Origin of the sequence: Psychrilyobacter piezotolerans (genome assembly GCF_003391055.1) — a bacterium.
GTDB classification, from domain to species: Bacteria; Fusobacteriota; Fusobacteriia; order Fusobacteriales; family Fusobacteriaceae; genus Psychrilyobacter; species Psychrilyobacter piezotolerans.
The window spans coordinates 121,642-146,826 of record NZ_QUAJ01000001.1 but is presented as its reverse complement, the minus strand read 5'-3'; the positions used below and the strand labels follow the sequence as shown (position 1 = coordinate 146,826).

Here is a 25,185-nt window from a genome sequence, read left to right as displayed (position 1 = left end):
TAAAGGAGATCAAGTTATGAAAGGTATTATTTTAGCTGGGGGATCTGGCACAAGGCTCTACCCAATAACAAAGGCAATAAGTAAACAAATCAATCCAATATATGATAAACCGATGATTTATTATCCACTATCTGTATTGATGCTAGCAAATATAAGAGAGGTATTGATTATATCTACTCCTCGTGATCTACCTACGTTCAAAGAACTTTTAGGTGACGGCAGTAACTTTGGAATGAAATTGGAATATGCAGTACAAAAAAATCCTAATGGTCTGGCAGAGGCATTTATAATTGGTGAGAAATTTATAAATGGAGAACCTTGTGCATTAGTATTGGGAGATAATATTTTCTATGGTCACGGACTTACAGGAATGGTAACAGAAGCATCTAAAAGAACTGTAGGAGCTACAATATTTGGATACCCGGTAACTAATCCAGAATCTTTTGGAGTAGTAGAATTTAATGAAAAAGGAGAGGCCATTTCATTGGAAGAAAAACCAACTAATCCAAAATCTAACTTTGCAATACCAGGATTATATTTTTATGACAATACAGTGGTTGAAAAAGCCAAGGCTGTAAAACCTTCCCACAGAGGAGAGTTGGAAATAACTACTCTTAATGAGATGTATTTAGATGAGGGCACTTTAAATGTTATCAATCTTGGAAGAGGAATGGCATGGTTAGACACGGGAACTCATGAAGGGCTGCTAGATGCTGCAAATTTTGTATCAACAGTACAAAAAAGACAAGGGATAATGGTTGCTTGTTTAGAAGAAATTTCATTTAACAATGGATGGATAGATAAGGAAAAGGTTTGCGAACTGGCTAAGCCTCTTTCAAAATCTCACTATGGAGAGTACTTGCTTCATCTTGTTGGAGGAGAGTGCTAATATGTCTAAATTTAAAAGAATAGAAACTGGGATAGAGGGATTAGTTGTTATTGAACCTACAGTATTTGGAGACAACAGAGGATTCTTTATGGAATCTTATTCAAAGAAGGACTTTGAAGAGATAGGATTGAAGATGGAATTTGTCCAAGATAATCACTCGAAATCTAAAAAGGGAGTTTTGAGAGGATTGCACTTTCAAACTAAACATACCCAGGGGAAACTGGTAAGGGTAATAGCTGGTTCTGTATTGGATGTAGCTGTAGATCTTAGAGATGGAAGTAAAACTTTTGGACAACATTATATTGTGGAGTTAACAGAAGAAAATAAAAGGATGGTTTATGTGCCAGAAGGATTTGCTCATGGTTTCTTAACTTTAGAAGATGATACCGAATTCCAATATAAATGTACCAACTATTATGCCCCAGAATTTGATTCAGGAGTATTGTGGAATGATAGTGATATAAGTATCGATTGGAACTTTGAAAAATATGGATTGAAAGAAGAAGAGATATTATTATCTGAAAAAGATAAGGTACAGCAAACACTAAAAGAGTTTGTAGAGAGTGGAGTGAAGTTATAAGAAGAAAGTAACATGTCACTCATCACAGAATTAAGAGGTGAAATATGATATTAATTACAGGGGCTAATGGACAGTTAGGCTATGATTTTCAAAAGTTATTTGATGAACTAAAGATAGAATATATAGCTACAGATTATAAAGAATTAGACATTACAGATATAGAAAAAATTAGAGAATTTATAAAAGGTAAAGATATAAAGTTGATAATAAACTGTGCTGCATATAACAATGTAGATAAAGCAGAAGAAGATAAAGAAACTTGTTATAAATTAAATGCCTATGCGCCTAAAGATCTTTCACTAATCGCAAAGGAAATAGGAGCAGAGCTTATTACCTACTCTACAGATTTTGTTTTTGATGGGAAGAAAAAAGCTCCATATACTGAGAAGGATAAAGTAAGTCCATTATCTATTTATGGTCAATCAAAAGCAGAGGGAGAAAAATTAGTATTAGAGAATTATGAAAAAAGTTTTGTAGTTAGAACTTCTTGGGTATTTGGTATAGGAAATAATAATTTTAATAAACAGGTTATAAATTGGTCTAAAGGAAGGGATGAACTATCTATAGTAAATGATCAAGTATCTAGTCCGACTTATTCATGTGATTTAGCAAAATATTCATGGGAATTAATTAAAACTAAACAATATGGATTATATCATCTATCTAATGATGGAGAAGCTTCTAAATATGATCAAGCAAAATATGTGCTAAATTCTATAGGTTGGAATGGAACTTTAAATAGGGCAAAAAGTAGTGATTTTAAGTTACCAGCTAAAAGAGCAGAGTATAGTAAGTTAGATTCTAAAAAATTAGAGAAAGTTATAGGAATGAAAATACCTAGTTGGAAAGAAGGAATAGATAAATTTTTAATGGAGTTGAAAGGTGAGTTTTAAGAAAAATTATTTTTATCAGATGTTATATCAATTAGTAAATTTATTAATTCCATTAATTACATTACCATATTTAACAAGAGTTTTAAATGCGAATAATATGGGGATATATACGTATAATTTTACAATTATATCTTATTTTCTTATTTTTGCAACTTTAGGAAGTAACATATATGGAAGTAGAAAAATAGCATATGTAAGGAATGATCATACAAATTTGTCTAGGAACTTTATAGAAATTCAGTTATTTAGAACACTAACAGTTTTAATAACTATTATAGTTTTATTTTTAAGTATTAATATTTTTGAGAGTAAAATATTAATACTATATCAATCTATAAATATATTTGCATTGATCTTTGATATCTCTTGGTTTTATCAAGGAATAGAAGATTTTAAAAAAATATCACTTAGAAATATTATAATAAAAATGATTTTATTAATTTTACTTTTTATATTGGTAAAGGAACCAGAGGATTTAAAAAAGTATGCACTTTTAGTTGCATTATTAAATTTGTTTTCTAATTTTATTTTTTGGATAGGAATAAATAAAAAAATCTCATTTAAATATCAGAAATTAAATATAAAAAAACACTTTAAAGAAAGTATACACTTATTTATACCTCAAATAACTATATCTATATATACTTTATCAGATAAATTGATGATAGGGTATTTAATAGATAAAAAATATGTAAGTTTTTATAATGTGTCTAATAAATTGATTGTTATGTCTATGATTTTAATAACAACTGTAGGAGCAGTATTGTTACCAAGAATATCTAATATGTATAGCAATAAAAAATATGAAGAGATGAAAAATATGATTAAAACATCATTTGATTATTTGACTTTATTAGCAGTTGGTTTAATTTTTGGAATAATAGCAACTGCAAAAGATATAGTGAATTTATTATTTACAGGAGAATATTTAAATATATATATATTGATTCAAGTTATGTCAATCACAATAATATTTTGGACTTGGAATAATATAACAGGTAGTCAAATTTTAATTCCTACAAAAAATGAAAAAAAAATAACTATTTCAGTTTTAATAGGAGCAATAATAAATATTGCACTAAACTTTGTTTTAATAAAAAAATATAATGCAATGGGAGCAGTATTAGCAACTGTTTTAACAGAAGGAGTAGTTACTTTTATTCAAATATATTATTCTAAAGAATATTTTAAATTCAATATAAAATTAATGTTAAAATCTTTAGTTTCAGGGATAATTATGTTAATAATTTTATCTTTTTTAGATAATTTTATATTAAAAATTATAATGGGAATTTTAATATATTTATTTTCATTAATTATGTTAAAAGAAAAAATAATATTGGATATTATAGGAAAAAGAAGATTGAAATATGAAAACAATTAATTTTGTATTACCAGGAGGTATAAAATGCAAACTTTGGTTATAGGTGGATCAGGATTCATAGGTGTAAATTTAGTAAATGAATTATTAAAGTCAGAAAAAAAAATATATATATATGATAAAGTAAATGATAAAAAATCAAAATTATCGTTATTAAACATAACTTTAATAGAAGGTGATCTTAAAGATATAAAAAAATTAGAAAATATAATAAAGGAATATCAGATAGAAAGAATAATCCATTTAGCTTCTTCTTTAATTCCGTCTAGCAATGAACAAGACTTAGAATTAGAAATGGAAAACGTAGTAAACCCAACGATAAAACTTATAAATTCATTGGAACGGTTAAAAATAAAGGAATTTATTTATTTTTCATCAGGAGGAACAGTTTATGGAGATTATAAAGAAAATGGAATTTACAAAGAAATAGATTCTTTAAATCCTATAAATTATTATGGTTGGACAAAAGTTTTGTTAGAAAATTATATTAAACTTTCTTCAAAATCAAATAATTTTAATTACTTAATAATTAGACCTTCGAACCCTTATGGAATGAGCATCAACCAATTAAAACATCAAGGAATAATTCCAATTTTTATAAAAAAACTAGTTAATAATGAAAAAATAGAAATATGGGGCGATGGAAGTGTAATTAGGGATTTTATAACTATTGAAGATTTGTGTCGTTTAAGTTCTAATTTGATTTTAAATAAAACTATTAAAAATGAAGTTTTTAACATTGGTTCAGGGCGAGGGGTTTCAATAAAAAAAATAATAGAAATGATAGAAGAAATTACTAATAAAAAATTTGAAATTATTTATAAAGATTCAAGATTAGAGGATTCAAAAAAGATGATATTAGATATACAAAAAATACAAAAAATACAAAAAATAGATTTAATAACACTAAAAGAAGGAATAACGTATATCTATGAAACTTGTGTAAAGGAGTCAACATTAAAATATGAAAAATAAATTTGCAATAGCTATTCCTACGTATAATCGAAGTGAAATCCTAAAAGAAAATATATTAGAAATAATAGAAGAATTAAAGGAATTCAAAATTCCTTTATATATTTCAGATGATAGTAATAATTCTTTAACAGAGTTTGTTGTAAAAGAATTAAAAAAAAAATATGAAGGAATCCACTATATAAAAAATAAAAAATCATTAGGGCATGATAAAAATTGTATTTCAACTTTAATGTTACCTAAAGAAGATTATATATGGTATTTAGGAGATTCATTAAAAGTAAAAAAAGGAATGTTGAAAAAAATTTTGGAATTAATAAAAGAAAAAGAATATACTTCAATTATTTTAAATACAGAACCAGATCGTGTAATTAATCTTTCTAAAAAAAATTATAATTCTGGAAAAAAATTTTTTTTAGAATTGGGTTGGCATGTAACAATGACAGGAGCAACGATTTATAATCGAGATGAAATGATGAAGGTGTTTGAAAAAAAGAAACATATTAAATATTTAGGAACTAATTTCCCTCAAATGGGGATTCTCTTAGAAATGGCATTGAAAAAAAATATGGAAATATGTTGGTCAAATTTTAAAGTAATAACCACGAATAAGAAAAAAAATGGCAGTTACTGGGAAAAAGATCCATTTAAAGTTTTTGGAGAAGATTGGAAAAATTTTATATTCATGTTACCAAATAAATATAGTGATTCAGATAAAAGAAAAGTAATAAAAGATCATTCTAGAAAATCAGGATTGTTTAATTTGAAATATTATTTGTTAATAAGAAAAGATAGAATACTAACTTTCAAATATTATATAAAATATTATAGTACATTAAAATATGTTAGTGTAATTGATGTAAAAATCATACCTTTTGTTCTATTAATACCACCTATATCTTTAAAAATAATCTATAAAATAATAAAAAAATTAAAAAGGAGAATTTAATTATGAAAACTTACTTAGTAACAGGCGGAGCGGGCTTCATTGGTGCCAACTTTTTAAAATATAAATTAAAACAGAATAGGGAAGATAAATATATAGTTTTAGATAAGCTTACCTATGCAGGAAATTTAGGAACTATAAAGGAAGACTTCAAAGACTCCAGGGTATCTTTTATTAAAGGGGATATCTGCAATAAAGAATTGATAGAAAACATTTTTATGAATCATGATATAGATACTGTGGTAAACTTTGCTGCGGAATCTCATGTGGATAGATCCATAGAAGATCCGGGGATATTTCTAAAAACTAATATTCTAGGAACCCAGATATTGATGGATGTGGCGAAACAGCATTGGTCAATTGCTAAGGATGACAAAGGATATCCTGTCTATAAAGATGGGAAAAAGTTTTTACAGGTAAGTACAGATGAGGTTTACGGTTCATTGTGTAGAGAATATCCTGAAGGAAAAGAATTAGCAGTAACAAATGACCAAATGAAAAGAATATTGAAAGATAGAGAAAGTATACCTAAAGTATTTGGTAATGAATTTTTTACAGAAGAAACTCCTTTAGATCCAAGATCACCATATGCTACTTCTAAAACAGGTGCTGATATGCTGGTTCGGGCCTATGATGAAACTTATCATTTCCCGGTAAATGTAACAAGGTGTTCCAATAACTACGGGCCTTATCACTTTCCTGAAAAATTAATTCCTTTAATTATCAAAAATATACTGGAAGGAAAGAAACTACCAGTATACGGAGATGGGAAACAGGTCAGAGACTGGCTTTATGTAGAAGATCATTGTAAGGGTATCGACATGGTAATAGATGGCGGAAGATTAGGTGAAGCTTATAATATTGGCGGCTTCAATGAAGAAACTAATATAAATATTGTGAAGATGACTATCGATACAATAAAAAAACTAGTGACTTGTGACAAGGAAAAGATAAAAGATGAATACAAAGGTATTGTGAAATGTAATATTGAAGATATCAATTATGATCTAATAACTTATGTACAGGATAGATTAGGGCATGATGCAAGATATGCCATAGATCCGACAAAGACAGTCAAAGAACTTGGCTTTTATCCGGAAACACCCTTTATTGTAGGGATCGAAAAAACAATTAAATGGTATCTGGATAACCAGGAGTGGGTAAATGATGTAGTATCTGGAGATTATGCTAAGTACTATGAAAATATGTATAACAAATAGAGAAAAATATAGAGTACAGGAAACTGTGCTTTTTTTCTGAAAAAAAACTAGTCACTAATGAACATCAATCTTCATTGATGTAAAAAATTTTATGATAAATTCTCCCTCTTGACATTTAGAAATGATTTTTATTTATAAATTATTTCTAATAATCGTCACCGCGAAGCGAGGAAGATGTCCAAAGGACAGAAGGAGTTAGATATGATCGTCTTCAAAATTTAAAAGTGCTAATCATTACTACTTCGGTTTCTTTTTTGAAGAGAAACCATAAAAAAGAAGAGTATAGTAAAGATCCAAAGTTTCCGTCCTTGATACGGGTCTCTTTTCTCTTGAAAGAAAATGAGATGTAAAAGTTCAAGAAGGTTTATAATTGTCTTAGTGGAGTAAGTCACAATCGTCATTGTAGGAACAGTACTGCTGTAGTTGGACGACTATAAACTTCGATTAAAAGTCAGAATTTAGTCTGCGTCAAAGATAGAAGGTTCTAACTAAGAAATAAAGGTAGTCTCTGTGAGCTCTGAGTCACTGCGTTGAGAGGTTTTAGATCCCCGTTTCTTAGTGGGTTGCCTGACGGGCATGGTGGACACGATGAAACTCGTAAGAAGTATACTGAGGAGTAAAGTAACATCTAGAAAAAGGAATTAAAGTCAGAACCCCAAAAAGGTTCTAACCAATAAAAAAATTAATCAGTGAAAATTATAGAGTTTCAGTGTATCTCGAGAGAGATTCGTGTTCTATGGATTGGTGTAAATTAGTGGCAAAGAATTAAAGGTTTTAATTTTTCCTTTGTGAGTTTAGTATAAAGATTTTAATTTTAGAAATCCATGACAAAAAAATATGGGTAAAAAAAATCCAAAATTCCAATTAAATATGTTAAAATATAAAGTAAATAAATTATAAAAATTGTAAGAAATAGGAGTTGAAAATATGTTACTTATTGAAAAAGAGATAGCAGGTATATTTAATAAAATGGTGGAAAATTCATTTGAAGGGGTAGAAGGATTAAAAGAAGTAGATATCCAGCCTACTGCAAATGATAAATTTGGAGATTTCCAGACGAACTTTGCCATGATGAATTCTAAAATAATAGGAGGAAATCCCAGAGCAATAGCTGCAAAGCTGGTAGAGGGGTTCTTCGAAAATGAAATCATCGAAAAGTTAGAGATAGCAGGACCAGGATTTATCAACATATACTTAAAGGAAGAATATTTAGGGAAAAGAATAAATACCATGACTACTGAAAAATATGACTTTTCATTTTTAGATACCCATGGAGATGTTATTATAGATTATTCTTCTCCTAATATCGCTAAAAGGATGCATATAGGTCATCTTAGATCCACTATCATAGGTGATTCCATCAAGAGAATTTACAATCATTTGGGATATAATACAGTGGCAGACAACCATATCGGTGACTGGGGAACGCAATTCGGGAAATTAATCATAGGGTATAGAAACTGGCTGAATAAAGATGCATATAAGGAAACTCCTATCGAGGAATTAGAGAGAGTATATGTAAAATTTGCTGTGGAATCGGAGGATAACGAGGAATTAAACGATCAGGCAAGATTGGAATTAAAAAAATTACATGAAGGTGACGAAGAAAACCACAGACTTTGGAAGGAATTTATAGATGTATCGTTAAATGAATATAACAATATATACAACAGACTGGATATCGAGTTCGACACATATTTCGGTGAATCTCACTACCATGATATAATGCCGGGAGTTATAGAAGAATTGAAGGAAAAGAAAATAGCTGTGGAATCTGAGGGAGCCCAGGTTGTATTTTTCCCTGAGGAAACAAAGCTAAATCCGTGTCTGGTACAAAAAGGAGACGGGGCATTCCTATATGCAACTTCGGATATAGCTACAGTTAAATTCAGAAAAGAGAACTACGATGTAAATAAATTGATCTATGTAACCGATGAAAGACAACAGGATCACTTTAAGCAGTTTTTCGCAATAACTGAGATGATGGGCTGGGATATCGAAAAACAACATATATGGTTTGGAATTATGAGATTTGCCGATGGAATATTCTCTTCTAGAAAGGGAAATGTAATCAAATTAGAGGAACTGTTAGATGAAGCCAAAAGAAGAGCGTTGGAAGTAGTAGAGGAAAAAAATCCTACACTTTCGGCCGAGGAAAAAGACGTTATTGCAGAAGTAGTTGGAACTGGAGCTGTTAAATATGCCGACCTGTCTCAAAACAGACAGAGTGCAATAATATTTGAATGGGATAAGATTTTAAGTTTTGAAGGAAACACAGGACCTTATTTACAATATACATATGCCAGAATCCAGTCTATCCTTAGAAAAGGGGCAGAAGCTTCTAAAAACTTAGATGAAAATGCTGGGGTGAAATTTATAGAAAAAGCAGAAAAAGCACTGGCTCTGCATATGAATCAATTCCCGGCAGCGGTACTCAAGGCTTCTACAACGTATAAGCCAAACCTGATCACAGATTATTTATATGAATTAGCTAAGAAATTCAATACTTTCTATAATGCCTGCCCGATATTAAACCAAGAGGACGAGATCCTATACTCTAGATTATTGATTGCTGACAGAACAGCCAAGACTTTAAAAGAGGGATTAGGATTATTAGGTATGAAAACAGTAGACAGAATGTAAACTCTTCCTTTTTATGGTTTCTCTAAATCTAGAGAAACCGAAGTATAAAATAGGAGAAAAAAAGCAAAAGAAGAATTCCACTGGAATTCTTCTTTTACTATACGAAATAAAAACAATATAGGTGGAGTTGAAAAGGAGAACTTATGTTTATAAAAAAAGATAAATACTATAAGATAGAGGAATTTGATGATTTGGGGATAGGGGCAGTCTATACTACCAAAGATCTGATAGACAGCAGGATAATAAAGCAAGATTTGGTATCTAGAGATAGGATAAAAAAAATTCTGCATATAGAGGATAAAACTATAGTTTTTGCGGGCCAGACCCATTCTGCAAATATAGCGGTGATAAAAGATGAGGTAAAAGACATCTACCTGGATACCGATGGATTTATCACAAAAAATAAAAATTTAGTTTTATTTACCCAGTATGCAGACTGCCTGCCCATATATGCTTATGACAAGAAAAATGAGGTCATGGGACTCTGCCATGCCGGGTGGAAGGGAGCTTTTGACGGTATCCAGAAAAATATGATAGAAAAGATGATATCTGAATACGGCTCCAAGGTAGAAGATATTATAATCGGGTTGGGTATAGGGATATCTGCTGATAACTACCCGGTGGGAGAGGAGTTCTTTGAGGCTTACTACAGGCGGTATGGTAAGGAGATGACAAGGTTGGTATTTTCCATAAAATCAGACGGTTACTACTACGATAATATAGAATTTAACAGACAGATATTGACAAGGCTGGGAATAGAGGAAGAAAATATAATAATTTCTAATAGGTGTACTTACAGGGATGAATTTCATTCGTACAGAAGGGACGGGGAGCTAAGTGGCAGAAATGGAGCATTCATATATTTTAAGAAAAAATAATTTTATTAAAATCCTTATTTTTTTTGGATTTTTACTTATTTTTACATCCTGTGCCAGTATACCTGTAGAGAGGGAATGGCAGGATATCATACGGGTAAGGTACAGGACGGAAAAATTAGAGGTAGGAGATATTATAGTAAAGAATAAGATTGTAAAGGACCCCCTTGGGTGGTACGGCCATGCGGCCATGGTGGTAAAAGAAGATACCATAGGTGATTATCCCAAATTAGGAGTGGGATATTATGAGATTGATACCTATTCCTGGCTGTATGAAGACAGGAAGGTTATGGTACTGAGATATAAACATTTCGATGAAAAATTTAAAAAACTGTTTGTAGAAAACTTAAAAAAACATACCGATAAAGGATATTTTATAAGTTCGAGAAAAAATACCAATAGTTTTTATTGTTCCAAGTATGTGTGGTATATATATTATATTACTGCAAAAGAACTTGGGTATGAGCTGGATTTAGATAATGACGGCGGATTTATGGTCTTTCCCTATGATTTTATAGGAACGGAAGAATTGGAGCAGGTTATATTCTAATAAACGTATATCTTTTATTTTAGCTCTATAAAGATCTGTGTCAAAAAAGTTTCTGTGTTGTAGAAGTAAAGGTTTATAGATTAGTGTAAATTGGTGGCAAAAAAAGATTCTAAAGATTCCATCTTTAATACGGGTCTCTTTTCTCTTGAAAGAAAATGAGACGTAAAAGTTCAAGAAGATTTATAAGTTGTCTTAGCTGAGTAATACACGATCGTTATTGTAGGAAAAACACAGCTGGAGCTCAACGACTATAAACTTCATTTTTAGAGTCAAAATAAAAGTCAGAATTAAAAAAGTTAGAACCTACCCGATGTGTGCATCACCAATATACTATTAGTTTACTGTCATAAACATAGAATATTGCGATAGTCAGCATTAAAGGAGTAGGTTCTAACCAAGAAAAAAGATTTAACTCTGTGAATCTCATTGATCTCTGTGACTCTGCGTTGAGAGGAAGGTTATATCCAAGAAAAAGTTTTTCTTAGTGTAACTCTTTATCTTATTTACTTTGTGTTGAAGGTTTTAAAATGTTTAGTTATAGGCTATTGATGTAAGCCTTGGCTCTCTCGGCTTCTACTTCTTCAATAGTTTTTGGCATCTTCAATCCCAGTCTACGAGATCTGCCATTTTCTATAACATAGTCTCCCTCATATCTCATCCCGCCAAAGTTTAGAAACTCTTCAATTTTTTCAAAATTTAAGAATTCAGAATTAATCCCCTCATCTTTCCATTTTTTGATAAGTTCAGGAATAAAGTATATTCCCGGCTCCACAGTGAAAACAAATCCATCCTCTAAAACCCTTCCCATTCTAAGGGAAGACAATCCAAATTGAGTTGACTTTGCCTCTCCGTTATATCCCACAATAACCTCTCCAAAATTTTCCATATCATGTACATCCATCCCCATCATATGACCCAATCCATGAGGCATAAACAGTGCATGGACTCCGTTTTTAACAGCTTTATCCAGATCTCCCACAATAAGCCCTAAAGATTTCAACCCTTGGGCAATTTTAGAACAAGCAGCCAGATGAACTTCCTTATATGTGATTCCTGCTTTTAATATAGATTCAGCATGATCGTATGCATCTATCAATATATTGTAGATAACAGCTTGTTTAGGAGTAAATTTTGCGTCGACAGGAAAAGTAGTGGTCATATCTCCGCAATAACCTGAGGCTGATTTTGCTCCGCAGTCGATGAGGAGCATCCTTCCGCTCTCCAGGGTATTGCCATGATAGTGGTTGTGAAGGGTCTGACCGTTAGTTGAGCAGATAGTAGGAAAACTATTGGTGCAGTGATTGCCTAAAACTACCCCTTGGATCTCTGCCGTAACTTCATATTCCTTCATCCCGGCTTTTGCAGTCTGCATGGCTTTTAAGTGCATGGCACGGGTAACGTTGACTGCTTCTTCTATCTTCTCGATCTCCTCGGAAGATTTGTAGTTTCTCTGATCAGCTATGGCGTAGCAAAGTTTTTCCGAGCTTCCATTTTTGATCTCGCAGGTAGTTTTATTTAAAAGTTCTCCTAAGGTGATGATATTATCTCCCCTGTATTGAGGCTGATAATGGACTTTTTTATCGTTGCTATTTTCTAAAAATAGCTTTAAATCATCGTATGATCCTGTGTTTTCTATTCCAAAATTAAGAGCTTCATTCTTTAAAGAGTTTTGAGGTCCCATCCATATAACATCGGAGATGGTGTAGTCATATCCAAAGATGTAATCCTTATCATTGTCCAAATCTATAAGACCAAACATATCAGCCCGGTCGATACCGAAATAATATCTAAAAGTACTATCTTGTTTAAAATCATAGGTATTATCTAAATAATCCATACTAGCTTCACCGTTTCCGGTAATAAGAATAAGACCTGATTTTTTTTCTTTTATTAATTCTTCCTTTAATTTTTTTCTTCTTTCAATATAAGTTTCTTTACTAAACATAATATCCCCCTATTTTTTATATTTTTGTCTAGGCTACTTTCGTGATTACCCAGATTATAACTAGCGTTTTTTTTTTACAAATTTCTAATAATTCATAGAACGCGGATTAAATCTGATTTAACGGATATTCGCTGATTTTTTTCTTAACTTAAAATTAAATCTGCGATCATCTTTATATTATCCATGTATGCATAGCATCAGCGTTCTATTTTTTAGTTATAAGTTTTTAGTATAACCTCAAGGTTATCCTACCATATATTCAATATATTCGGTGAAAAAACAACAAAATATTTTGAAAAATTATATGGGAATAAAAATACTTTTATTGTCAAAGTTTATTCTTGACAAATGTTTAATAAGTTGGTAGACTGATTATAGAAGGAAAATCAGTACTAGGAGGGATCTTATGGCTTGTCCAATAACATTTGCTGCATCGGATAGAACATTAAAAATTGTTGAAATATTAGGTGGAGATAGGGCTAAGAATAAACTCTCAGAGAGAGGATTTTGTGTAGGAGAGTGTCTCTGTGTTTCTGAGGGAAGCTGTAGAGGAGATATGATACTTAAAACAAAAACTTCAAAATATGCAGTTGGATTCGGGCTGGCAAGTAAAATTATTGTAGATGAAATATAGGGCTCGGCCCTTTTTTTTAGGAGAATACTTTGAAATTCAAAATATAATATAAAACAATAGGTTTGAATAAGGAATATAACTGGAGGGCAGGATGAAATTAACAGAACTGAACAGAGGGGAAAAGGCAGTAATTGTAAAGATAGGTAAATTAGGAGAACTGAAAAAAAGACTGACAGATATGGGAATCACATCTGGAGAAGTTATTAAATTAGAAAGAGATGCTCCCCTTGGAGATCCTCAGCAATTTTTAATAAAGGGCACAGGGATAGCCATCAGAAAAGAAGATGCAAATCATATTGAAATAAAAGATGTTGTAGAAACTAAATAATTAAAAAAAATAAAATTTACGAAGGGGTAATTCATAAATTGCCCGTAGGAGACAGGGGAGATAAGAAATGATAAAGATAGCCTTTGCAGGAAACCCAAATGTAGGTAAATCAGCACTGATAAATGAAATAGCAGGTTCATCCCTAAAGGTAGGAAACTGGCCGGGAGTTACAGTAGAAAAAAAAGAAGCACAATTTGAGCATAAGGGTCAAACAATTAAGTTAGTGGATCTGCCGGGAGTATATTCCCTCAGTCCATATACCCTGGAAGAAAAAATCACTCGTGACTATATCATAAATGAGAACCCGGATGTAGTAATAAATGTAGTAGATTCAACCAACTTAGATAGAAATTTATACCTGACTATGCTGTTAAAAGAACTGGGGAAGCCGATGCTGATGGCATTAAATTTTGTAGATGAATTTGAAAAATTAAACTATAAATTAGAATTAAAGCATTTTGAGGAACATATGGGAATGCAGGCTGTTCCAACCAGTGCGTTAAAAAATAGAGGAATAAAAGAACTGCTGGAAAAAGCTTTACTGGTAGCAGAAGAACATAAAGGACAGGTACATTCTAAATATGAATTGAGAGTTGATAAATTTTTAGAATCAGAGATGAAAAAAGTAAAGGAATTTATTAAAAACAGCGATGAATTTATTCCTGTAATGAAAAAATACTCTATGGATTTTATAACTATAAAGCTGTTGGAAGCTGATAAACATTTCTTAGGAAAGTTGAAAGGATATGGAATAAATAAGATCGATTTAGTAGAGGAATCTATTGCCAGGATAGAGGATAAATTTGATGAAGATGTAGAGACTGTATTTGCAGAGAGCAGGTATGGGGCTGTAAAGGGGATCCTTCTGCACACATTGAAGACATCTATGAAGTCAAGGTTAGATTTTACAGATAAGGTAGACAAGATCTTACTCAATAGAGTTTTAGGACTGCCTATATTTTTAATATTAATTGCTGGTCTTATGGGGACGGTATTTAATGGTGCAGCTCCATTACAGGACTGGCTAGACGGGTTTATAAATGGATTTATTGGTAAATATGCCGGAATCCTTGTAGAAGGAACACCAGATTGGTTAAGTTCATTTGTGCTGGATGGATTGATTGCAGGAGTTGGAGGAGTATTAGTCTTCGTTCCATTGATGTTATTTTTATATTTTTTCCTGGCTATATTAGAGGAAAGCGGGTATATGTCCAGAGTAGCATTTTTAATGGATAAGGTCATGAGAACTATGGGATTAAATGGAAAGGCATTTGTACCAATGGTATTAGGATTTGGGTGTACAGTACCTGCCATCTATGCTACCAGAACTTTAGAAGATGAGAAATCCAGAAGATTGACAGCTTTAATGGCACCGTTTATGTCTTGTGGTGCAAGACTACCGGTCTATGGATTATTTACTGCAGCTTTCTTTGGTAAGAGTGCCGGAATGATAGTGATGAGTTTATATTTCTTAGGAATTTTTGTAGCTATGCTAGTGGGATTAACTTTTAGAAAACATGAATATTTTAAAACCGATGACAGAGCATTATTAATAGAGTTACCGCCATATAGAATACCTAGTATTAAGATGATAACCAGGTCAGCATTCACAAGAACAGGATCATACCTGAAGAAAGCTACAACAGTAATCATGGGAGTATTGATAATTTTATGGGCATTGACTTATTTCCCGAATCATGGAGATACAGAAAACTCATATATGGCAAAGTTTGGAAAAGCAGTAGCTCCTATTATGAAACCAACAGGTTTTGGAGACAGATGGGAAGCGGTAGCCGCAGTTGTACCGAGTATAGCAGCTAAGGAAGTTGTAGTAGGATTTATGGCTCAAGTATTACCTCTTAAAGAAGAGGGAGGCCAAGATGAAAATGAAGAAGTTACTACCGTGGGAGAAGATCTGACAGAACAGGTTAGAAGTTTAGGAGTTGCATTAAAGGATTCATTCTTAGGTATAATAGATGTAAGTGCAATAGCTGGATTATTCGAAGCACCAGATGCAGATGCCATAGAGGAACAGGGAACCGGAGTTGTACAAGCCGTATCCAATCTGTGGGCCGGAGATAAAGAGGGACCATTAAAAGCATATTCATTTATGGTATTTATTCTGTTGGTTGTTCCTTGTGTAGTTACCTTAGCAGCTATAAAGCAGGAGTTTGGACATAAATTTATGTGGTTTGTAACAGGATTCTTGGTATTGGTACCATATGTTGTATCTACATTGATCTATCAAATAGGAAGATTGTTTATTTAGAACTCTCCCTTCCCTCTCGATTCACGAATATTTAAATTAGATATAAATTAAATTTAATTTAATTTAAAATGTGATTAAAGCGAGGGTTAATAAAATGGTCTCTCTCTTTATAGAAAGAGAGAGAATCAGAGAGAGTTAAAGGAGTGTGGATTTATGAAAACTATATTTTTAAGTTTAATATTAATAGGTATCTCATATTACTCTTTGAGAAGTTTGTTTAAATCATTTAAGGGAGAATCCAAATGCGGGGGATGCCCCAGTGCTGAAACCTGCAAAACCAAGGGTAAGATAAAATAAAGATAGATCTAAAAAGCAACATCACGTTGCTTTTTTATTTTTGACTAACGAATAAAAAGATATATTCTAATATATAGAAAGAGTGAGAAATTTGATTCTTATAAAAAACAAAGATTTCTATATAGTTTGATAACCAAACAAACCTAGTAAAAACAAGGGGTAGAGAAGAAAAAAAGTATTGACATACAGAAATATTTAGAGTATATTAAGGGTAAGGTAAATCAAATTCTTAGGAGGTAACACTTATGTATATTATTGATAAAGACGCTTGTATCGGATGTGGAGCATGTGAAGGAACTTGTCCAGTAGCAGCAATTTCAGCTGACGCAGATGGAAAATATGAAATCTCAGATGCATGTATCGATTGTTCAGCATGTGCAGGATCATGTCCAGTAGACGCTATCACAGCAGGATAATTGATTTATATAAAAAAGTAGTCCTAGGACTACTTTTTTTAGTATAAATAATAAATCTATCTACTCCATTCCACTACAAGGCTTTTCCCTGGATTTTCAATCATAGTTTTGAAGAGTTCATCATGACTTCCTACCACAATAAATTCATCTCCCTCTACAATATATTCTTTGAACACCCTGTCTACATCTTCTAACTCATAGATATTTCCATCGGAGAAATAATCAGAGATAAACCAAGTAGCATTTTCCTCCTCATTTTCCAGATTTCCCCCTTCCCAGATTTCTAAAAACTCCTTTATCTGAGAAATAAATAAAAATTCATTCCTAACGAGGATATGATAACTGGTATCAACTTCAATTCCTTCATAGGTACCATCGGCAAAACCGATAAATATATCGTAGTCCAACTCACCCTCCTCACCCTCGTTTTTTCTAGAGTTGTTCTTGATCAAACGGAGTAACTCATCGCTATCTATAATTCTTTTATCGGACATAAAATCTCCCCTCCTACCGCATATAGCGAACTGTATGGATAATTCATGAATTACCCTTTCGTAAATTCAATTTTTTTGATTTCCTATTTTAATATTATACCTATGAAAAATAATATTTCCTTGTTAAAATTAAATAAAAAAGGAGGCGGATATGAAGATAACTACATTGGTTGAAAACGATCTATATTCCAGACAGGAAGATCTTAAATCACAACATGGATTGAGTCTGCATATAGAGACAGCAGATAAAAAAATACTGTTTGATACGGGAAAAGATGACTTATTTTACAGAAATGCCGAAATCTTAGGGGTAGATATAGGAGGGGTAGATTATTTGGTATTGTCCCATGCCCACTACGACCATGTAGGAGGGCTGGCTAAATTTTTAGAAATAAATAAAACTGCCAAGATAATAATCAGTGGAGGAGCTAAAGCAGAGGTCTATTCAAAGAGACTGGGATTCTATAAATATATAGGGGTAAAAAATGAACTTTTAGAAGAGAATATAGACAGGTTTATTCTGGTAGATAAAGAGTTTAAACTAGATAAAAATATAAGTTTTATAATAAATACCCATTCTGAAGGGGAGGTTCTCAAGGGAAATTCCCATCTCTATAAAAAAACCGGAGAGATCTATATTCCAGATGACTTTTCCCACGAGATGATCATGGTAATAGAGGAAAAAAAAGGTGAATTAGTAGTATTTACCGGGTGTTCTCATGGGGGAATATTAAATATGGTAAAAAGTGTGGAGGACAGGTATCCAGATATGAGGATAAAGGGCCTTGTAGGAGGGTTTCATCTTCAGAATAATATAACTAAAAAATTGGCAGAACCTGAAAAAAGAGTGGTAAATATAGGAGAAAAACTAATGGGAATACCTCATATTTATACAGGCCACTGTACAGGGAAAAAAGGGTTTAGTGTGCTAAAGAAAATATTGGGAGAGCAGATTGAGGAGTTTAATACAGGGAGAGTTTTTGAGATTTCTTAACTTCACCTTTCTTATTTTTCTCTCCTAAACTAGGTTAGCTGTTAAAAAAAATCCCCCTCCTAAATTAGGAGAGGGTAAAGTATAATCTAGTTATTTTCCAGCCAGATAGAATACATCCCTTCAATACTTAGATTTGGAAGGTATTCATCGATGGTACTGACTTCCTTACTGATGATCTCACCCAGTCCGCCGGTGGCAATAACGTAGATATCCGGATAGATCTCCTTGATTTTTCTGATAATCTCTTTGATCTGCCCGGTGTATCCATAAAAAATTCCAGCTTGGATCTGTTCAACTGTATTTCTTCCGGCTATGGTATGTGGATTTTCAAACTTTACCTTAGGCAGCTGAGCTGTATTCCCGAAGAGGGAATTTATAGACATATTTATCCCCGGCAAAATCCCGCCCCCTACATAGACCTTATCTATAAGGATCTCATAGGTAGTAGCTGTTCCGAAATCAAAGACCACCAGATCTTTATCTGGATGTAATTTTAACCCCTGTACTATATCTATTATCCTGTCGGCTCCGAATCCGGAGTTGTTTAATCCTTCTGCGAAATCAAAAGGCAGGTTAAGGTCTAGATTTATAATTAATGGGGACAGGTTAAAATATTTTTTTGCCAGGTAATCACAAATTCTGATGAGTCCGGGAACTACAGAAGAAACTATAACCCCCCTAACATTAGTTAATTTGATTTCGTTAAAATCGGTAATATTTTTCAAGTATGAAAAAAGTTCATCTTCGGTGATGTTATCCTTGGTAGCGATCCTAAAACTAGTGATTAAATTTCCTTTGTCATCCAGGATTCCAGTGACAATATGGGTGTTTCCAATATCAAATGCTATTAACATGATGTCCTCCTTATACAGGCATAAAAGTGGTAATTAGGTAAAAATAAACTATCAAGGCTAGTACATCTACAATTGTTGTAATTAATGGTCCGGCCATAAGAGCGGGATCTAATTTTAATTTTTGTGCTCCCAATGGAAGGAGTGCTCCCACTAGTTTTGCTAAAACAACAGTAAAAAACAGGGTGAAAGAAACTACGAATGCAATTTCAAATTTGTTAACCCTTCCAAAAAGAGTCATCTCCAGATAATATAATCTTAAAAAATTAACGATAGACAGGATAATGGCTACAAGAAAACTGACTTTAAATTCCTTGATCATTATCTTAAACCAGTCTCCTACACCGATATTTCCCAGTGAAAGTTCCCTGATTACAAGGGTAGATGTCTGAGCACCGGAATTCCCGGCTGTATCCATCAATAGAGGGATAAATCCATTCAGTATGGGGAGGAGGGCCAAAGTGTGCTCATATTTTCCAATTACTCCAGAGGTAAAAGATGCTGAAATCATAAGGATAAGCAACCAGGGAATCCTCTTCTTTGCCATATCAAGGGAATTTACATCCATATATTTATCTGTAAGGGGATTGATGGCAGCCATCTTCTGCATATCTTCGGTATTTTCTTCCTCTATAACTTCCACAATATCATCTATGGTGATTATTCCGGTCAATCTTCCCTCTAAGTCTACAACAGGGATGGAGATGAGGTCGTATTTTTTAAATTTATCTGCAATAATTTCCTGGTCATCCAGGGTATTTACAGTAACTATATCATCGGACTTATATATATCCGATATCTGCTGATCTAATTCAGATAAAATAATTGACCTGAGAGACAAAACTCCTAATAGTTTTTTGGATTTATCGGTAATATAAGCCGTATAGATACTTTCTGAATTTTTTCCTGTCCTTCTAATATATTTTAGTGCCTCACCGATACTCATATCTTCTTTTAAAGAAAGGTATTCAGTGGTCATGAGGCTGCCTGCTGATTCTTCCGGGTAGCTTAAAAAATGGTTTATCTTTTTTCTGTTTTCAAAGGTAGATGCCTGCAATATCTTGGTTACGATATTAGCCGGCATTTCCTCGATCAAGTCTATCAAATCATCAAAGAATAATTCATCTATTAATTCTGTAGTTTCCCCTGTAGAAAATGAGGTTATCAGCCTTAACTGTTCCTCGGATTCTAAATAGGAAAACGATCTTACTGCCAGTTCCTTTGGCAGCAGCCTATAGATTATTGTTTCCTCTCTAGTAGGCACCCCGCTAATTATCTCGCTGATGGTAACTGGGTTTAATTTGATCAATTCTTCCTTAAGTTTGTTAAACTTTTTTTCTTTGATTAAGTCTAAAAGTATGTTCTTCACATATAGTCCTCCTTTGATTTACATTTGTTTCATCACATCCAGCCTGCGTATACAATCGTCCATATAACCCAACTCCTTTTTAAAATTAAATTTATTTTGTTAATAAAAAACATCAGTTTATTGCAAAAAAAATATTTTTAAATAACCAAGGTATTATAATATAGATACTAAATATCTTCAATACTTTTAAAATATATAGTAAGAATATAAAAAAATTATGTATAATAATGGTAATGAGTAAAAAATTCAAAATAAGGTAAAGAAAAATAAAAAAACTCAGTCCCAATAAAAAATAGTTAAAAGTTGAATTCAAAAGTTATATAGTAGCAAGGATCGAGGAGTCTGTAGTTAAAAAGGAGAGAAGGATGAGAGCAACAGGAATAGTAGTAGAGTACAACCCATTTCATAATGGACATAAACTTCATTTGATGGAAGCTAAAAAAAGCGGTGACCTGGTCATAGCAGTCATGAGCGGTAATTTTTTACAGAGGGGGGAACCTGCAATATACGATAAGTGGACCAGAGCTCGTATGGCACTTAAAAATGGGGTAGATCTGGTGGTGGAGCTGCCTGTATTTTATTCTGCCCAGTCAGCGGAAATATTTTCCCATGGAGCTGTGGATATCCTGGATAAACTAGGGGCGGAAACTTTAGTTTTTGGTTCGGAATCTTCGGACTTAGAAAAATTAAAAAAAATTGCCTATCTGCAGATAGATGAAAAAAAACTTGTGGATGAAAAGATAAAGGAAAGGATGGAGGAGGGGGTATCCTATCCCAATGCTATAAACTCTGTTATAGAGGAACTTTTAGGAGAAAAAGGTATCCTAAAACCCAACGATATACTGGGGGTAGAATATATCAAAGCCATCAGAAAATTGGGCTCATCCATGGAACCCACCCTTATAGAAAGAAAGGCTGTGGGGTATCATGATAAGGAAATAATAGATGAAATTACCAGTGCCACCTCCATAAGGGAGATGATAAAGGAAGGCAGGGTGGAGGAGATAAAAAGAGTGATGCCGGCAGAAAGTTTTGAGATCTTAGGCACTCCTACTTATTTGGAGAAATTCTATCCCCTGTTGAGATATGAAATTTTAAATAACTATGAGGAACTTAAATTTATCGCAGATATGGAAATAGGCTTAGATAACCGGGTTTTTGAGATGGCAGTAAAATATCCGGATTTTCATGAATTTTATAAAAATCTAATGACCAAGAGATATACCAATGGAAGGATCCAAAGGGTATTGGCCCATATCCTTTTGAAGATAGATAAAAAAATAATAGATGAAACCAAGGCCGGAACTACATATGTAAAAATATTGGGGTTTTCTCAGGCAGGAAGCAGATATCTCAAGGAAAAAAAAGAAAACTTGAGGATAAAACCCCTGTCGGGATTAAAAAATGTCAGCCTGATCTTAGATGAAAGGGAGAGGGAACTCCTGAATTTTGAGATAAAATGTGACAGGATATACGGGATAGTCAGTCCCTATGAGGAGAGGAAGTTTCCTATAATTATGAAAAGTGAATTAATGGATAAAAATTAAAAGATTTATGTAGGGGTAATTCATGAATTGCCCCTACTTCTGTAGAATTATGATTGGGAGGTAAAAATTTGGAACAAACAAAATTAAGTTTAAAATACCAGATATTCTATGGGGTAGGTGTCAGCTATGCCATAGTAGACCAGATATTTGCCCAGTGGGTGCTGTATTACTATCTGCCCCCTGAAAATTCAGGATTGACACCGATAATGGCACCGATCTTAATATCTTTGGCATTAATCATATCGAGATCTGTAGATATGATCTCAGATCCCTTGGTGGGATATTGGTCTGACAGGGTGGATACCAGATGGGGCAGGAGGATACCATTTATAGCAGCGGGAGCTGTACCCCTGGCACTGTCTACCATTGCATTTTTTTATCCGGTATTAGGTAATGACTGGATGACTTTTATATATTTGATGTGTGTAGGATCTATTTTTTTTGTATTTTACACCATCGTAGGAGCACCATATAATGCCATGATCCCGGAAATTGGCAACACTAAAGAAGACAGGCTGAACCTGTCTACCTGGCAGTCTGTATTCAGGCTGTTATACACTGCCCTGGCTATGATCTTACCGGGGATTTTGATAAAAATTATAGGGGGTGGAGATACCCAGAAAGGTGTCAGGGGAATGGTTATTGTTTTGGCTTTATTTTCTGTCCTGCCAGCTCTCATAACTATATTTGGTGTACCTGAAAAAAAACTATCCCATGGGAGGAAATCGACAGAATCCTTAAAAAATTCGATTAAGATAATATTTGAAGACAGATCTTTTATCTATTATCTGTTGGGCTTACTATTTTTCTTTATAGGATTTAATACCCTTCGTGGAACTATGAACTACTTTGTGGAGGATGTTATGGGACTCGGAAAGGAAGCGATAACTATAGCTTCAGCGATATTGTTTGGTATGTCAGCGTTATTTTTTTACCCCACAAACAGACTCTGTAAAAAGATAGGGTATAAAAAACCCATGTTAATTTCATTGGTAATTTTGATAGTTACATCACTCCTATTAAACTACCTCGGCCGGGGAGTACCTGTTAAATACGGGTTAGCACTATTTGGATTGATCGGGATACCAGTTGCAGGAGCAGCTTTTATCTATCCGCCGGCAATGCTCAGTGAGATAGGTACTCGTATCACAAAGGACAGCGGAACCCAGGTAGAGGGGATATGTTTTGGTATCCAGGGTTTTTTTCTAAAGATGGCATTCTTGGTATCCATAGCCACCCTGCCCGTATTATTAGTGGCTGGATCGGGGAGTTTCATAGATGCTATGACCTCAACAAAACCCCAGGGAGTAGAGAAAAGTGGTGTATATTCCACCACTATATTTTCAGCGATCTCCTTTGGAATTTCCTTTGTTTTTTATTATCTTTATCCGGAAAAACAAGCGGAGGAAGATAGAGAGGGCAGTTAAATTCAGTAATGTTTAATTTTTTTTGTGAAAAACCCGGAAAATTATTGATTTTTCTTGACTTATATGTTATTATGAGTGAAGCTAATGTATTTTTTTAGTGACCTCCAAAATTAATCAAAATTTTAATTAAAAGGGAGATTATAATCACTTTAAAATATCTTAGTGAGCAATAATTGGGAGGAATATAATGAGCTTAAGAGATAGATTGATTGAAGAATGCAGAACATACCGTAGGGAAAATGGAGTTACACAAAGAGAGCTAGGAGAAAAATTAGGAAAACATACTTCAGCAGTAGGTAGATTTGAAATAGGAGCTATTGATCCTAGATTAAAATTTGTACAAAATCTATTGAATGCTATGGGAAAAGAGATTATCATAGTAGATAAAGTTAGATAGGTGAGAGTTAAGGATTAGTATATAGCTAATCCTTTTTTTTTTATTTTATTAAGTCTGAAAAAAAGAGTAACATCAAGACAGATGTCCTGTTTCTTAGGTGGATATTAGTGTATAATACTGAAAGTTTATAAAAGGAGTGGTGAAAAGATGAAAAAAATGATAACACTTATAATGGTTATTATGGCATTATTATTAACAGCATGTGGTGGAGCAAAGGAAGAAAAAGCAGAGGACAATGGGGCATTCAGGGTAGGATTAGTACTATCTACAGGTGGATTGGGAGACAAATCATTCAATGACTCAGCTTATGCAGGTCTTAAAGAAGCAGAAGAAAAATTAGGAGTAAAAATAAAATATGTAGAACCGGCAAATGTATCGGAATTTGATACGTTTTTAAGACAGTTTGCAGAAGCAGATTACGATTTAATAATTGGTATAGGATTCCAAATGAGAGATTCTATAGTTAAAGTAGCAGAAGAATATCCAGAGGTGCACTTTTTAATGGTAGACGAACCTATCGATATGCCTAATGTAATATCAGCTACATTCAATGAACCAGAAGGGTCATTTGTTGCAGGATCATTGGCAGGAATGATGACGAAAACAAACACAATAGGATTTATAGGTGGAATGGAAGTACCACTTATCAAAAGATTTGGAGATGGATTTATGGCAGGAGCAAAATATATCAATCCTGAAATAACTACATTTGATGCATATGTTGGCGGGAACAGTCCATTTAATGACCCAGCTCGTGGAAAAGAGATGGCGTTATCTATGATCGATAGTAAAGCAGACGTTATATACCATGCAGCAGCAGGATCAGGAATGGGAGTATTTGAAGCAGCTAAAGAAAGAGGTGTATATGCAGTAGGTGTAGACTCTAACCAGGATGGAGTGGTACCGGGAACTGTACTTACTTCTATGCTTAAAAAAGTAGACAGAGCAGTATTTGCTATAATCAAAGAGACAAAGGAAAAAGGATTTACAAAAGGACAAAAAGACTTTAATTTAGCCAATGATGGTGTGGGAATAACAGATCTTCAATATACTAAAGACCAGATCAGTGAAGATAAATTAAAAAGATTGGATCAGATAAAAGCAGATATCATATCAGGTAAAATTGATGTGAAAGCAGAGATGTCTAAATTAAAATAAATATTTTTTAGGAGTTAATTTTATAAATTAACTCCTTTTTTATATATCTATTTTATAAAAGAGAGATCTCAGGTAGTTGTCTAAAAATCAAAAATGAAAACTTCGAGTAG

24 protein-coding genes are annotated in these 25,185 nt (G+C 33.0%); 20 read left to right on the top strand and 4 right to left on the bottom strand.

Annotation, left to right across the window (positions count from 1 at the left end; genetic code table 11):
• Positions 1 to 16: 16 nt before the first annotated feature.
• The 10 genes from rfbA to DYH56_RS00620 all read left to right on the top strand — a co-directional run bounded on the left by rfbA (position 17) and on the right by DYH56_RS00620 (position 10,949).
• Positions 17 to 889 carry a glucose-1-phosphate thymidylyltransferase RfbA gene (rfbA, locus tag DYH56_RS00665; RefSeq protein ID WP_114640919.1) on the top strand — a complete coding sequence of 291 codons (873 nt, stop codon included), beginning with the start codon at positions 17 to 19 and terminating at the stop codon, positions 887 to 889.
• A gap of 1 nt (position 890) precedes the next feature.
• Positions 891 to 1,469 (top strand): dTDP-4-dehydrorhamnose 3,5-epimerase, encoded by a 579-nt coding sequence (gene rfbC, locus DYH56_RS00660; protein ID WP_114640918.1) that lies wholly within the window; start codon positions 891 to 893, stop codon positions 1,467 to 1,469.
• Positions 1,470 to 1,513: 44 nt separating this feature from the next.
• Positions 1,514 to 2,362 (top strand): dTDP-4-dehydrorhamnose reductase, encoded by an 849-nt coding sequence (gene rfbD, locus DYH56_RS00655; protein ID WP_114640917.1) that lies wholly within the window; start codon positions 1,514 to 1,516, stop codon positions 2,360 to 2,362.
• Entirely contained in the window at positions 2,352 to 3,746 is a 1,395-nt protein-coding gene (locus DYH56_RS00650; protein ID WP_114640916.1) for a flippase, read from the top strand. The genes rfbD and DYH56_RS00650 overlap by 11 nt, the downstream gene beginning before the upstream one ends.
• Before the next feature lie 24 nt (positions 3,747 to 3,770).
• On the top strand, positions 3,771 to 4,718 hold the full coding sequence (locus tag DYH56_RS00645) for an NAD-dependent epimerase/dehydratase family protein (protein WP_114640915.1): 948 nt from the start codon (positions 3,771 to 3,773) through the stop codon (positions 4,716 to 4,718).
• Complete coding sequence (locus tag DYH56_RS00640; protein ID WP_114640914.1) at positions 4,708 to 5,664, top strand: glycosyltransferase; 957 nt, start codon at positions 4,708 to 4,710, stop codon at positions 5,662 to 5,664. The genes DYH56_RS00645 and DYH56_RS00640 overlap by 11 nt, the downstream gene beginning before the upstream one ends.
• Positions 5,665 to 5,666: 2 nt before the next feature.
• Complete coding sequence (locus tag DYH56_RS00635) at positions 5,667 to 6,881, top strand: dTDP-glucose 4,6-dehydratase (RefSeq protein ID WP_114640913.1); 1,215 nt, start codon at positions 5,667 to 5,669, stop codon at positions 6,879 to 6,881.
• A gap of 927 nt (positions 6,882 to 7,808) precedes the next feature.
• Complete coding sequence (gene argS, locus DYH56_RS00630; RefSeq protein ID WP_114640912.1) at positions 7,809 to 9,524, top strand: arginine--tRNA ligase; 1,716 nt, start codon at positions 7,809 to 7,811, stop codon at positions 9,522 to 9,524.
• 143 nt (positions 9,525 to 9,667) lie between these two features.
• Positions 9,668 to 10,402 carry a peptidoglycan editing factor PgeF gene (gene pgeF, locus DYH56_RS00625; RefSeq protein ID WP_114640911.1) on the top strand — a complete coding sequence of 245 codons (735 nt, stop codon included), beginning with the start codon at positions 9,668 to 9,670 and terminating at the stop codon, positions 10,400 to 10,402.
• Positions 10,362 to 10,949, top strand: a complete 588-nt coding sequence (locus DYH56_RS00620) for a hypothetical protein (protein WP_147269576.1) — start codon at positions 10,362 to 10,364, stop codon at positions 10,947 to 10,949. Before pgeF ends, DYH56_RS00620 begins: the two co-directional genes overlap by 41 nt.
• Positions 10,950 to 11,484: 535 nt before the next feature.
• Here the strand turns inward: DYH56_RS00620 and DYH56_RS00615 are convergent.
• Complete coding sequence (locus tag DYH56_RS00615) at positions 11,485 to 12,894, bottom strand: aminopeptidase P family protein (protein WP_114640909.1); 1,410 nt, start codon at positions 12,892 to 12,894, stop codon at positions 11,485 to 11,487.
• A gap of 406 nt (positions 12,895 to 13,300) precedes the next feature.
• On the opposite strand from DYH56_RS00615, the gene DYH56_RS00610 reads away from it, so the two are divergent.
• From DYH56_RS00610 to DYH56_RS00590, 5 genes are all read left to right on the top strand, one after another.
• Positions 13,301 to 13,528 (top strand): FeoA family protein, encoded by a 228-nt coding sequence (locus DYH56_RS00610; RefSeq protein WP_114640908.1) that lies wholly within the window; start codon positions 13,301 to 13,303, stop codon positions 13,526 to 13,528.
• 91 nt (positions 13,529 to 13,619) lie between these two features.
• The gene (locus DYH56_RS00605; protein WP_114640907.1) at positions 13,620 to 13,856 is read left to right on the top strand and encodes a FeoA family protein; all 237 of its coding nucleotides are present in this window, start codon (positions 13,620 to 13,622) and stop codon (positions 13,854 to 13,856) included.
• Between the two features lie 67 nt (positions 13,857 to 13,923).
• Positions 13,924 to 16,125 (top strand): ferrous iron transport protein B, encoded by a 2,202-nt coding sequence (gene feoB / locus DYH56_RS00600; RefSeq protein WP_114640906.1) that lies wholly within the window; start codon positions 13,924 to 13,926, stop codon positions 16,123 to 16,125.
• A gap of 153 nt (positions 16,126 to 16,278) precedes the next feature.
• A complete protein-coding gene (locus tag DYH56_RS00595) occupies positions 16,279 to 16,422 on the top strand; it encodes a FeoB-associated Cys-rich membrane protein (RefSeq protein WP_114640905.1) in 144 nt (47 codons plus the stop codon).
• Positions 16,423 to 16,667: 245 nt separating this feature from the next.
• A complete protein-coding gene (locus DYH56_RS00590) occupies positions 16,668 to 16,838 on the top strand; it encodes a 4Fe-4S binding protein (RefSeq protein ID WP_114640904.1) in 171 nt (56 codons plus the stop codon).
• Positions 16,839 to 16,894: 56 nt separating this feature from the next.
• Here DYH56_RS00590 and DYH56_RS00585 read toward each other — a convergent pair whose 3' ends face one another.
• The gene (locus tag DYH56_RS00585; RefSeq protein ID WP_114640903.1) at positions 16,895 to 17,332 is read right to left on the bottom strand and encodes a hypothetical protein; all 438 of its coding nucleotides are present in this window, start codon (positions 17,330 to 17,332) and stop codon (positions 16,895 to 16,897) included.
• Positions 17,333 to 17,483: 151 nt separating this feature from the next.
• On the opposite strand from DYH56_RS00585, the gene DYH56_RS00580 reads away from it, so the two are divergent.
• Complete coding sequence (locus DYH56_RS00580) at positions 17,484 to 18,326, top strand: MBL fold metallo-hydrolase (protein WP_114640902.1); 843 nt, start codon at positions 17,484 to 17,486, stop codon at positions 18,324 to 18,326.
• 86 nt (positions 18,327 to 18,412) lie between these two features.
• Here DYH56_RS00580 and DYH56_RS00575 read toward each other — a convergent pair whose 3' ends face one another.
• Both DYH56_RS00575 and mgtE read right to left on the bottom strand, forming a co-directional pair.
• Positions 18,413 to 19,180, bottom strand: coding sequence for a type III pantothenate kinase (locus tag DYH56_RS00575; protein ID WP_114640901.1), 768 nt, complete (start codon positions 19,178 to 19,180; stop codon positions 18,413 to 18,415).
• Positions 19,181 to 19,190: 10 nt separating this feature from the next.
• Positions 19,191 to 20,546, bottom strand: coding sequence for a magnesium transporter (gene mgtE / locus DYH56_RS00570; protein ID WP_114640900.1), 1,356 nt, complete (start codon positions 20,544 to 20,546; stop codon positions 19,191 to 19,193).
• A gap of 365 nt (positions 20,547 to 20,911) precedes the next feature.
• Between mgtE and DYH56_RS00565 the strand changes: the two genes are divergently transcribed.
• The 4 genes from DYH56_RS00565 to DYH56_RS00550 all read left to right on the top strand — a co-directional run bounded on the left by DYH56_RS00565 (position 20,912) and on the right by DYH56_RS00550 (position 25,075).
• Positions 20,912 to 22,093, top strand: coding sequence for a nucleotidyltransferase (locus DYH56_RS00565; RefSeq protein ID WP_114640899.1), 1,182 nt, complete (start codon positions 20,912 to 20,914; stop codon positions 22,091 to 22,093).
• Positions 22,094 to 22,161: 68 nt separating this feature from the next.
• The gene (locus tag DYH56_RS00560) at positions 22,162 to 23,520 is read left to right on the top strand and encodes an MFS transporter (RefSeq protein WP_114640898.1); all 1,359 of its coding nucleotides are present in this window, start codon (positions 22,162 to 22,164) and stop codon (positions 23,518 to 23,520) included.
• Positions 23,521 to 23,707: 187 nt separating this feature from the next.
• Entirely contained in the window at positions 23,708 to 23,917 is a 210-nt protein-coding gene (locus tag DYH56_RS00555; RefSeq protein WP_114640897.1) for a helix-turn-helix domain-containing protein, read from the top strand.
• A 147-nt stretch (positions 23,918 to 24,064) separates the two neighbouring features.
• The gene (locus tag DYH56_RS00550; RefSeq protein WP_114640896.1) at positions 24,065 to 25,075 is read left to right on the top strand and encodes a BMP family lipoprotein; all 1,011 of its coding nucleotides are present in this window, start codon (positions 24,065 to 24,067) and stop codon (positions 25,073 to 25,075) included.
• Positions 25,076 to 25,185 lie beyond the last annotated feature (110 nt).